8 protein-coding genes are annotated in these 11,216 nt (G+C 61.7%); 3 read left to right on the forward strand and 5 right to left on the reverse strand.

The genetic code is table 11. The features are described from left to right. Positions 1 to 292: 292 nt before the first annotated feature. Positions 293 to 1,834 carry a hypothetical protein gene (locus ACE1EY_RS14585; protein ID WP_291515097.1) on the reverse strand — a complete coding sequence of 514 codons (1,542 nt, stop codon included), beginning with the start codon at positions 1,832 to 1,834 and terminating at the stop codon, positions 293 to 295. A 198-nt stretch (positions 1,835 to 2,032) separates the two neighbouring features. Between ACE1EY_RS14585 and ACE1EY_RS14590 the strand changes: the two genes are divergently transcribed. Both ACE1EY_RS14590 and ACE1EY_RS14595 read left to right on the forward strand, forming a co-directional pair. After that, positions 2,033 to 3,241, forward strand: coding sequence for a hypothetical protein (locus ACE1EY_RS14590; RefSeq protein WP_370300505.1), 1,209 nt, complete (start codon positions 2,033 to 2,035; stop codon positions 3,239 to 3,241). 191 nt (positions 3,242 to 3,432) lie between these two features. Next, on the forward strand, positions 3,433 to 4,206 hold the full coding sequence (locus ACE1EY_RS14595; RefSeq protein ID WP_370300506.1) for an SDR family NAD(P)-dependent oxidoreductase: 774 nt from the start codon (positions 3,433 to 3,435) through the stop codon (positions 4,204 to 4,206). A gap of 65 nt (positions 4,207 to 4,271) precedes the next feature. Here the strand turns inward: ACE1EY_RS14595 and ACE1EY_RS14600 are convergent, their stop codons facing one another. The 4 genes from ACE1EY_RS14600 to ACE1EY_RS14615 all read right to left on the reverse strand — a co-directional run bounded on the left by ACE1EY_RS14600 (position 4,272) and on the right by ACE1EY_RS14615 (position 10,342). Then, positions 4,272 to 5,201, reverse strand: a complete 930-nt coding sequence (locus tag ACE1EY_RS14600; protein WP_370300508.1) for a M14 family metallocarboxypeptidase — start codon at positions 5,199 to 5,201, stop codon at positions 4,272 to 4,274. Positions 5,202 to 5,385: 184 nt separating this feature from the next. Further along, a complete protein-coding gene (locus ACE1EY_RS14605) occupies positions 5,386 to 7,581 on the reverse strand; it encodes a TIR domain-containing protein (RefSeq protein ID WP_370300509.1) in 2,196 nt (731 codons plus the stop codon). Positions 7,582 to 7,859: 278 nt separating this feature from the next. Next, the gene (locus ACE1EY_RS14610) at positions 7,860 to 8,231 is read right to left on the reverse strand and encodes a hypothetical protein (protein WP_291515234.1); all 372 of its coding nucleotides are present in this window, start codon (positions 8,229 to 8,231) and stop codon (positions 7,860 to 7,862) included. Further along, positions 8,228 to 10,342: a toll/interleukin-1 receptor domain-containing protein gene (locus ACE1EY_RS14615; protein WP_370300510.1), complete on the reverse strand. Its 2,115-nt coding sequence runs from the start codon at positions 10,340 to 10,342 to the stop codon at positions 8,228 to 8,230. Before ACE1EY_RS14615 ends, ACE1EY_RS14610 begins: the two co-directional genes overlap by 4 nt. Before the next feature lie 372 nt (positions 10,343 to 10,714). Between ACE1EY_RS14615 and ACE1EY_RS14620 the strand changes: the two genes are divergently transcribed. Beyond that, positions 10,715 to 11,216 (forward strand): phospholipase D family protein (locus ACE1EY_RS14620; RefSeq protein ID WP_370300511.1); only part of this gene is annotated, 502 nt, incomplete at its 3' end.

Consider the following 11,216-nt stretch of genomic DNA (forward strand, 5'->3'; position numbering starts at 1 on the left):
AGATGACCAGAAACGGATGTGGTCGTCAGGCCGCTATATTATCGCTACGTACAGTCGCGACTGAAACCATCTTGCCGGGGACGCGCCGATGAGCGTGATGTTTCGGCGTCGCAACCGGTTGTGTGAGTCCGGCCCGAGCGATTCAGACCGTCGTAAAACTCGAGGCATCGGCGGACGCCTTTCCGCCATTTAATGCGCGGCTTTTGGTGGGCCTCCGGAGAGATAGGGGTTGCGGACCGGGGCGTGCCGCAAAACGGCAGGCTGCCCGGGTTGGCTGTCCGGCAGCGGCGACCTAATTCGTGCACCCAGCGCGGATATCGTCGCAACGCTGCCAAGCTCCCGAGCGGTCGGGGTAGGCGCGCGCAGAGTGGTAGCGAAAGCTGAGCTTGGCCGCGCCCTCAGGCCCTGCATCGTCCACCAGGCGCTGGTCCGCATCGTCATATCCGGATTCTCCTGGCCGCTTCAGCCAGCGATCGAACCAGGCCAGCGTGTAGTGCTGCAACGGGCCGATTCCCCAACCGCCGCGGCAGGCGCCACTGCTCGTATCCGGACACCACGATGTCGACGGAAAGGTCGGGACCTGGCTGAAATCAAAGTGCGTCACGCCGGCGATCGTCAACGCATACACGGGTACGCCGGCCGCAACATAGTCATTGAACGCCAGCTCCAGGTGCTGCTCCGGGTCGGGCGGTGTCGTGTAGGGCGCCAGCGTGAACACGCCCGACAATACATCCACGCTCAGGTCGTCGGCGCTGATGTAATCGCCGGTCAGGCCCAGGCCCGGCACACGAGGAACAGCAAACTGGCCCGCGAGCAGGGGCGTGGACCCGGATACCAAAGGATCCCAGGCGACCAGTGCATCGACCGGGTTCTCGGCATCCTGCAGTCCCGACCACGGCTCTGCACCGTCTGCACCGAGGCCGGCAACCGTGGAGACACCGATCGCGCCCGCTGAATGCCCGGTAATTCCCAGCCGGTCCGGATCTATCCGGTCATGCAGCGGATTGTTTGCGTTCACCGGGGTGGGGTAGGTGCCCGAGCAGGTCTCGTTCCAGGAATACGGTGTGGACGGATCCGATCGGAAGAAATCGATGGCATTGACCAGGCCTGTCACAAAGACATTCGCGTTGATGTTGCCGCCTTGCCCCAGGTTCGGCGTCTGCAGGTCAGAGCGTCCCTGGCCGCGAGGGTCGAAGGTCATGACCACGTAGCCGGCGCGCACCAGCAGTTGCGCCGCCCACCAATAGGCGGTTTCGGGGGCCTGGATCGAACCATTCTCGATCACCACGGCGGGCAGTCGTTGACCGGTCGAAATCCGAGGTGCCCACACTCGTCCGCTGATCCGCGCACAGCCCTCGTCGTAGAACACGACCGGAATGACTTCGGCCTCGGTCTCGTAAAAGGAGCTGCCATCCGGTCCATCTACACTGGGGTGGCGGAACGGATCGCCAGTGCACTGCAGCGACCAGGTTGCACAAAGCGGCGTAACGGTCGTATTGCCGGAACGCGGGTCCAGCCAGCTGGGGTCCGTCAGCGAACGCTCGGTCCACGCCAGCAAATTGGTGGCCGACTGTGCAACCCAGCGCGACTCGAAGTCCGGCGACAGCTGTTCTGTGGTGGCTTCCAGCGTTCGCGCAAAGTTCGCGGCCTCGCAAGCCGTCCATTCCGCAGAGGGGTAGGGCGCCGTGTCACAGCTGCGATCGAGCCCATCGGGTTGAGTTGGGGTCACGCCCCCGCTGGCGCCATGTTCGTTGTTCGAAGCCTCGTCACCGCTGCAGCCTGCGACCGCGGCAGCCAGACAAATCACCATGAACCGGCGATACGTCAGTCTCATACTCGCACCCTGGGATCTTTTGTTATGAGCCGAGGATACTCCGGTATGAATGACGACTGGCTAATGCCCCAAGTCTGAATCGGGAAGCCGTTTGCTCCAATGGACCCTGCGTCGCCGAAGCCGCTGCCCCCAGAACCGAGGTTGGTAAGGTTCGCTCCCAAACCCCCTTGTCACACCAACCCAGGAACAACTGATTTCATGCGGATCGCATTAACCGTCGCATTGATCGCGATAGCCCTCTGCGGTTGCAGTCTCCTGCAACCGAGGCCTGCACCGCCGGAAGCGCAGCGGCCGGCCTTCACCATCTTCTACACCGCCTGGGTCAAACCCGATGAGAAGATCGCCACCGTCAAGATTCGCTTGTCGGAGAATCCGGAGTGGGTGAACTGGATGCGCTTCTATATCGACCCTGCTCGGCACAGCGGTTTGCTCAGTAGCGGCCAGCTATCGATGCAGGGCAATGAAGCGCTGTGGACGCCGCCGGATGAAGACGCCTGGCTGCAATACGATGTCCAACTGGAAAGCCAGCGCAGCAATGGGCGCTACGACGGGTACATGACAGACGATTGGGCGCTGTTCCGCGCGGATGATCTGGTGCCGCCGGTCCGTACTGATTTCAAGGATGGCACCCAGTCGAAAGCCAAGCTCGAGATCAATGTGCCGCAGAATTGGTCCGTCGTGACCCGTTACCCGCAGTACACCAGCGGTCGTTTCAAGGTCGACGATGACGACCGCCTGATCGACCGCCCGACCGGTTGGCTGCTCATGGGCGAGATCGGTACTCGGCGCGAAACCATTGGTGGTACCAAGGTCACCGTGTCGGCCCCGGTGGATCAGGGCATCAAGCGCATGGACATGATCGCGTTTCTGCGATGGACGCTGCCGACCATGCAGGAGCTCTTCCCCGAGTTTCCGGAGCGGCTGCTTATCGTCAGTGCGGATGATCCGATGTGGCGTGGAGCGCTGTCGGCCCCGAACTCGCTTTATCTCCATGCCGATCGCCCCATGATCAGTGGCAATGGCACCAGCACGATGATTCACGAGCTGGTGCATGTTGCGATGAGTGCGAGCAGCGGTCCCAAGGCCGATTGGATTGTCGAAGGACTCGCCGAGTATTACTCGCTGGAAGTCCTGCACCGCTCCGGCACGCTCAGCACCGAGCGCTACGAAGCGGCCCATCGGGCACTCGCCGAGTGGGGCGCCGAAGCCGAGTCGCTGGACGTGGATCGATCGCATGGTCCGATCACTGCTAAAGCCGTGGGACGGTTGCGAGCGATCGACGCCGAGATTCGCGAACAAAGCGGCGGTGAGCGCAGCCTGGACGACGTCGTGCGTGGCCTCGCTACTATGGATGGCGACATCACGCGTGAGGCTTTCGATGCACTGGTTGAATCAGTGTTTCATTAGGGAAACACTGATCTATTCACGCCGCCAAGTTGCTGCCTGAAAACAGGCCAGGCAAGGCGCGAGAAGCGAAGTTTGGTCATTCCAAATAAGCGACGAGCAACGCCGCATGGCCTGTTTTCAGGCGCAATCCGGCTCCGTCTTGGTGGTGTGAATAGATCAGTGTTTCCCTATAACAAGACACGGCAGACCAAATGAGCAAAACGACGATTTCAGGCCGCAAGATACTGATTACGGGCGCATCCAGTGGCATTGGCCGCGCCGGGGCTTTGCAGCTTGCCGCCGAGGGCGCCCAGGTGCTGTTGACCGCGCGGCGCGCCGATGAGCTGGCCTCGCTGGTGAGCGAGATCACGGCCGGTGGCGGTCAGGCGCAGGCGTACCCGATCGACCTGACCGACAACGATGCGGTTGATGCGCTGATGGCAAGCCTCTTCGAAGAGCACGGCAAGATTGATGTGCTCATCAACAACGCAGGCCGCTCGATCCGGCGCTCCGCAGCAAAATCACTGGAGCGCCTGCATGACTACGACCGCTGCATGCAGATCAATTACTTCGCCCCGTTGCGACTGATCCATCACGTGCTGCCGTCGATGCTGGAAGCCGGTGACGGCCACATCATCAACGTGCTCACCTGGGGCACATTGATGCCGGCGGCCTACTTTTCTGCCTACACCGCAAGCAAGTCTGCGCTGGGCACCGCAACGCAAGGGATGGACGCCGAACTGCGCAGCAAGGGTGTTGCCTTCACCAGCCTGCACTACCCGCTGGTGCATACCGCCATGAGCGCGCCCACCGATCACTACAAGAAGATGCCCGGCATGAGCGCCGAGAAAGCCGGGGGCTGGATGGTCAAGGCCGTCCGTAACCGGCCCGCGCGTATCGCGCCGCCGTATGCAGTGGCCGCGGGCCTGGGCAATACGCTGATGCCGGGTACGTCGGCGGGTATTGCGGGGCGGTTAAAGTTCTGAGCAACCGGGATCGGTGGTCGCCAGGGGCATGCGAGGTATCAGAAGTTTCCTGACGCGACTTGGCTTTAGCCGGGCGAGTGTTCGAGCGCGAAATCAATAGCCGCCGTCACCGCAGCCACCTGAGCGGCAATACAGTTCTCGGCGTCCGTGCGCGGGCTGTCGGGATAGACCTCGGTCGTGGTGCGGTAGGGGGCATCGGTCATGCCGGCGCAGAGGTGCAGTTCACCTAGCGGGTAGCGGATGACGCCCGGAGCCACGACCGGCGAACCGATGATTTCGCCCTGCGCATCGGCCTCGGCAATATGCGTCACGGTCGAGACAGCGCGAATCACAGCGTTGTGGAAGTCGGGTTGCGGCCGCTCGGTGTCGTCGACCAGATAAAACCCATCCGGAATCTCGCCGGGCTCGAAAGGTTTGCCGTCACGCGCGGCCAGGGCAGGCCGAAACTCGGTCTCGTCGGTGTCCGTCGTTTCATGCAAATCGATGTGCATGACGACGCGTGACCGCAGCGGCTGCACCAATGCCCACAACGCGGCGGCCTCCTGCGCGGGGCTGCTGGCCCGGAACGACCGGTTCGGGTCCACCGCCGCGTGGTTCCAGCGCTGAATGCGCTCGTAACCCCAGGGGCTGACGCAGGGGGCGACCAGCAGGTTCACCTGATCAGCGTACGCTTCCGCCGCGTCGTCCAGAAACCGCAACGCGCCCAGAACTCCGCTGGTTTCGTATCCATGTACCCCGCCGGTCACCAACATGATGGGTTGGGCGTCATCCCAGTTGCGGCTGCGTAACGCCTGCAGGGGATATCGGGCCGGGTCCACGTCCAGCCGCCCGTACTCCAGGCGATCAAAACGCTCCGCCAATTGCTCGATGACGGTCAACACATCATCTGCGTAGCTGCGCCGGACGAGTTGCTGACGACTCCACTGGGCAAGCTCGGCTTCGTTCCAAGCGGTGCCTGGCGTGCCGATGGGATAGGGCGTGGTCGCAGTGTTCATATGGATGGATTTGGGAGGGGCGGGTACCCGGTCCGATGACGGCTCACGAATCCGGCGGAATCGAATGCGTCGCCGCAGCGGGCTTCGATCATGTTACCGAAACCGTCGGTTGTGCCCTAGAGAACAGGAACCCACCCAAAAAACCGAGTCCGGCCTAGCGTCGAAGGCCTGCAGCGCAGGTGCCTCACGCCGGGTCACGCGGATACGTCATCGCGGTCGCGCAAGTCTCGGGCTTGATCAGCCACTTTCTCTCACAGGCGGATCGTACTAGGCGATGCCGAGCAAACACCCCCGACCCAGGCGTCCACACCGCATCAACGACGTCCGCCGCTTCCTGATCGCGTTCTGCTACGACCAACCATCGCAATAGCTCGATGGTCGGTTTCGCGGCCAAGGCGTCGAGGTTCGAGCCATCCGCATTCACGCCTGTCCGATCACGCAGCTGCTCCGCCACATCAGCGCCTCGCCGACCATCGCTTGCACGATAGACCTCTGCGGTGAGCGCCAGCGCCCAGGTGACCATGCGATTGGCGTGGGCATTGAGCGTCGTGCCGGCCGCTAATCGCTGCTGAATCTCGCTGTTGGCTAATTCAACACAGTCGGCTGCCGCATCTAGCCGTCCCGCGGCCATATTCATTTCGGCACACCCGGCCAATGACGTGATCCACTCCCCCCAGATCCCGATATGACTGGGGTCCTCCGCGCTGAGTTGGCCCAAGAACTCTGCGCCTTCCTCCGCAATCTTGTAAGCCTGGTCCAAGCGATTGGTGAGATAGGACCCCACGCTCTGCGCCGTGATGGCATAGGCACGATAGGCTTGGTATTGGCGATTCCTGGGTTCGAGCGTAAACAGTCGATCTTGGATTCGACGGGACTCAGCAGCGTCCTCAAGGGCTCCTGTTGCGTCCCAATTTCGGGCTCGCTGAGTACTCCTCAGCAACAATGTCAGACCCAGCGTGTTCAGGGCCTCTGCATGCGTCGGCTCAACCTCCAGCAACGCCGCATATGCGGCGATCGCGGACTCAATATCCCGATCGGACTGGCCGCCGCTATAGCCCACCAACCGCTTTCTTGAATCCGCAAGCACGCGCCGCGCGTTTGCTCTGCGCAGCATCGCCGTAACGTTCAGCGGATTGCGATCAATTAACGACTGCTCGATGCTGATCGCTTCGAGCAACAGTGCCTCGACTTCCGGCATCGCCTCGGCCTGCGTGGTCTTGTCTTCCTCCGCAATGTCACGGAGCGCCCTCGCTTTGGTCTCGAGCAACTGGGAGCGTGTTGATAAATAGGTCTCGGGCTCCTGGACCTGCGCCAGCGCCCCCAGCCCCGCATTCGAAGCTTCCAAGACCAGTCGGGAGTCCTGTAGGTCTAGCCCCTTGAGCGCCCGATACATGTGGACCTGTGCCAAGGTGCCGAAGCCGCCATCGTCTGCAGCTTGATCCAACAGAGCCTGCGTTGCCTTAACAGCCCCGCCCAGTCTCTCCAACGCTTCATTCGCACTGGCACCGACCTCAGTGTTCTCGTCACGGGCCAATCCGCTCTGAATTTCAAACAACCGGATGTCCCGCGTTTTCTCGGACTCGGACAACGAGTCAAGATACGCTTGGACTCGACCCGAGACCGCCTTCATCAAGTCGATTCTTCCCACACCGACCAAGCTGTCGGAGAGATCGGTCACCATGTATGTCACTAGGTCTTCCGCCTGATGGCGGCGCTGTTCAGCCAGCGCCTGTTGCTGGAAGGCGAAGACGGAAAGCCCTACGGTCACCGCCGCAATCATTGCAGCGCCCCCTGCAATGATCGTGAGACGACGGTTTCTAGCGGCCAGTTCCCGTTGCTTGAGTTGATCGAACCCCACCCCCAGCATGCCTGCGATGAGCTTCAGCCTGGCGTTGGCACGGCCGTCGCCATCAGGTCGGGCATCAGCGGCGACGGGCTCTGCCGGATGATCGGTCAGCGCGCCATCATCCGCGACTAGGAACCGAATGGCCGGAGGAAAGCATTCGCGCTCAGCGTCACCGGGTTCACCGTCAACAATTAGGCAGAACACCCGGTCGGCGCGACCCAGCGACTTGAAGTAGCGGACTTCTTCGTTGACCCATCTGGAGTTCGCTGACGCCGGTGAGCAAACCACAATCAGGTTTCGCGCATCCCGCAGAGCGGCCTCGATTTCATGGCCGAGTTCCGGCGCGCTGGCAAGCTCGTCGCGATCCCGAAAGACTGGAAACAGGCGCTTGGGTAGTTCCTCACCGACGTGCCCGTGGCGAACCAGCCGTGCCGGCACTCTGTAGCTTTCGATGGCCTTGTGCGTCCATCGCCCCCAGCGCTCGTCGACGTGGCTGTAGCTGATGAACGCGAAGTAACGGTGCGAATCAGTCATGGTGGCCTCCCTGGCTGCATGTTGGCGGCTCGCGAGGCGCAAGCCAGACCGATGTCGAAGCTGACGGTTTCACCCGGTGAGTCCCGGTCCACCCGCTGGGCCGGAACGCGGTAAGCCTGCCTTGTGCGGCGCCAGCATGCCGGGGCGGCAGGCTTGTCCCGGCATGAAGGGTGAAATGGCGCGGCGTGACAAGAACCGGTGACGAATCAGGCGCTGATGCGAAATACGGAAGCGGTCACGCTAATCCCTGTCACGGTCATCCCTACCGTAATCAGGGGTCACCTGGGGATGACATCGATTAGCGGGTCAAACGACTTGTGGTTGCCGTCCGGCATCTTGATGCGCAGATTGCAGCTAATCGTGCAGAGCACGGCATTGGCCGACACCGCAATCGTGACCGTGTCGTAGTCACCGGATACCGTGCCGGTGAGATAGGCTTGCGCCTCGGTCACACTGACGCTGGACGGGCTGACGCTGGTCACCGTGACCGAGCGGCTGTCGGCCCCCTTGAAGCTGTACCGACCGCGCGCGTCGGCCGCGAGCGTAAAGGCGACGCTGTCGCCGGGGCTGACGCGGGCCGATTTTTCGACGACGCCGGGTTTGCCGTCGTTGAGGATATCGGCGAGACAGATGGAAACGCTGGCGCTCATGGGCTTGCTCCTGGCCGGGAATGAAAATCGGCGGCCGTGTGCCGCCGCTTGAACAGGTGCCACTCGGCACCGTGATAGTTGCGTTCCGCGAGCGTCCGCGCCGCGGCGCTTTGCGCCAGCGGCTGTCCGTTCGTGGCTTCCCGCATGGCGCGGACCACGGCATGCAGTGGATCGGCAGGATTTGGCAGCTGAGCAGCGATAGCGGTATTGCAGGCCGCCACCTTAATTTCGGTGGGCAGTTGCAGACAGGCGATCTGCTCGCGCGGATCACGCGTGGTGAACTGTGCCAGTCCTCGGGAAAGCTGACTGCCCAGCGCGTTGGCTTCTTCGACCAACGCTATGCGGCGCTCCTGAGGTGCCAGCAGCATCAAGCGGAGCGTGTGCAGCCGCAAGCTGGTGTGGTAACGAGATAAGGCCTCGTCCGCCACCGCATCGGTCGAATCGATGAACGACAGAGCGGATTCGACGATTGGCAGCGCCTCGGACCCGCGGTCTTCCAGGATGAGTATCTCGGCAGCCGCACGCCGGTTGTTGAGCAGAAACTCTTTGTGCCGTGCATTCGAGGGATCGCTTGTGGCCAGCGCATCCCAGTGGATTCGCGCCTTGTCGTTATGAGCCGCAGCCTGTGCCAAATGGCCGCTGACCACCAATGGTGCGACCAGTGAATCCAGAGCAATCGCCAGGTCCCGGCGGAACGCGACCGCCTGAGGGTCACTCGCGAGTCGTTGCTCGGCAAGCACAAGTGCTTGCTGCAAAAACTCGATGTGTGCCGCTGAATCACCGGCCGCGCCGGCACAGGTTCCAGCTTTGATGTAGTTGCTCGCGAGTACCCTGCGCGTTGCGTCGTCTCCTGGCCGCCGCAGCAGGATCCGAGTGGCCGTGTCGGCAGCCGCCCCCGCGGCAGTTTGACAGTCGCGGTGTAGATCCAGCCGGGTCAGGACGGTCGCGAGGTTATCGAGCGCGTACGCCTTCTCACGCTGCCAGTCGAGATTCTCGGGCGCCAGTTCGTTGAGTCGGTCGGCTGATCTGTCGTAGCGGACAAACCATGTGCGTGCTTGCTCGTACTGCGAACGCAGATAAAGGTCATACCCGATATAGAACTCGCTCTGCGCCATGTTGAAGATGGATTGCTGATCGGCGGGCTGGCGGCGCACCAGTTCCTCGTCCAGCCGCAGCGCTTCGCGGAAGGCCGGCGACGCGTCAGCGAGCTTGCCCTGCTGCACGCGCACATCGCCGATCTGGCGCAGGGCCTGGGCGCGGGCGGCGAGTTCGGTGTCGCTTAGGGTCTCGGGTGACACCTGGCCGAAGTAGGCCATCGCCTGTTCGCCAACGGCGTCGAGAATATCCAGCTTGCCAATCGGCTCCAGTTTCTCTCGCAGGTCCCCCAGCATGAACTGGATCAACCCCTCGGCCTGGCCCTGCCGGGCTTCCGCAATCTGGCGCTGGGCGTGGGCTTCGTCTCTGGCCTGCACGGCCAGAATGGCCAGGCCGACGGTGATGACGGCGATCACGCTGGCGACAGATGCCAGCGCCGTCAGACGGCGATTACGGGCTGCCAGTTCGCGCTGTTTGAGTTCGTTGAAGCCCACCCCGAGAATGCCGGCGATGAGCTTGAGCTTGGCGTCCGTCTTGCCGTCGCCGCCAGCGCGGACGTCGGCTGCGATGGGTTCTGCAGGCAGGTCGGTGATCTGCCCGGCGTCGTCAACCTGAAATCGAGCGGCTTCAGGAAAGCACTCCCGGTCCGCATCACCCGGCTCGCCATCGACAATCAAGCAGAAAACACGCTCGGCCCGACCCATCGCCTTATAAAGCTTGATCTCTTCGTTGACCCACTTGGACTGAGCGGCCCGGGGTGAGCACAAGACGATCAAGCTGGCGGAATCGTGGAGTGCCTTCTCGAGCTCGCTACCGAGTTGATGAGCCGATGCCAGCTCATCACGGTCCTTGAAGATCGGGAACAGCTTCTTCGGAATCGCACCGACAGGTGATTCGCGGCCAACCAGTTTGGTTGGTACGCGGTAGGCCTCGAGTGCCTTGTGCAGCCAAGTCGCCCACGCCTCGTCGGCGTGGCTATAGCTGATGAAGGCCTTGTAGCGTGCCGGCGTGCTCATGGCATGCTGCACCGGTGAGGACAGCGCGCCGGATCTCGACGCACAAAGATGCCTCTTACCGGCGTCTCCGCTGTCCGCTCGTCCATGAGGCCCCCACTCCCGGTGACTTCTTGCCAACCTGCCAAGGAGTCTACCGACCGTTTAGTTGCATGCTGTGAGAATTGTCGATATTCGGGTCGCAGTGAACCTATCTTTCGCGGTGGATTCGCACCTTTTAGTTTTGAACTGTGGCCGGTGCCACATGGTCGCTGACCACCAATGGTGCGACCAGTGAATCCAGAGCAATCGCCAGTTCTACCCGGTTCTTTCCATCTGATGCCAGCGTGGCAATATGCTGACGTTTCGAAAACACTAGGTTGATTTGGGGGGATTATGGCGAAGTTCTTAAATACCAGCGCGACGAACTATTTTTTGGAGGAACTCATCAAGACCGCATCAGAACGGCTGACGCTGATCAGCCCATTCCTGAAGCTGAACGATCGCGTCAAAGAACTGCTCGAGGATAAGGACCGGCTTAAGATTGACGTCCGGATGGTGTATGGGAAGAACGAGCTCCAGCCGGAAGAGATCAACTGGCTACGCGAGCTATCGTTCGTTCGAACCAGTTTCTGTAAGAATCTCCATGCTAAGTGCTATCTCAACGAAAGCACCTGCATTGTTACTAGCCTGAATCTCTACGAATTCAGTCAGGTCAACAACAATGAGATGGGAGTGCTTTTGTCAAGAGACGCCGACCCCGAGTTGTATCGCGATGCGTACGAAGAAGCCCAGCGCATCATTCGTATCAGCGATGAGGTGCGAATGTCACTGGAGAAAGTCGACAGCTCCAAACCTCCGCTCGAGAAGGCATCTTCCCAATCCGCGGCTGCTGACG

It is taken from the genome of Abyssibacter sp., from assembly GCF_964229365.1.
In the GTDB taxonomy this organism is placed as follows: Bacteria; Pseudomonadota; Gammaproteobacteria; order Nevskiales; family OUC007; genus Abyssibacter.

Coding starts and splice junctions, on each gene's coding strand:
- ACE1EY_RS14585 (WP_291515097.1), bottom strand. CDS start 1,834: ATGAGACTGACGTATCGCCGGTTCATGGTGATTTGTCTGGCTGCCGCG.
- ACE1EY_RS14590 (WP_370300505.1), top strand. CDS start 2,033: ATGCGGATCGCATTAACCGTCGCATTGATCGCGATAGCCCTCTGCGGT.
- ACE1EY_RS14595 (WP_370300506.1), top strand. CDS start 3,433: ATGAGCAAAACGACGATTTCAGGCCGCAAGATACTGATTACGGGCGCA.
- ACE1EY_RS14600 (WP_370300508.1), bottom strand. CDS start 5,201: ATGAACACTGCGACCACGCCCTATCCCATCGGCACGCCAGGCACCGCT.
- ACE1EY_RS14605 (WP_370300509.1), bottom strand. CDS start 7,581: ATGACTGATTCGCACCGTTACTTCGCGTTCATCAGCTACAGCCACGTC.
- ACE1EY_RS14610 (WP_291515234.1), bottom strand. CDS start 8,231: ATGAGCGCCAGCGTTTCCATCTGTCTCGCCGATATCCTCAACGACGGC.
- ACE1EY_RS14615 (WP_370300510.1), bottom strand. CDS start 10,342: ATGAGCACGCCGGCACGCTACAAGGCCTTCATCAGCTATAGCCACGCC.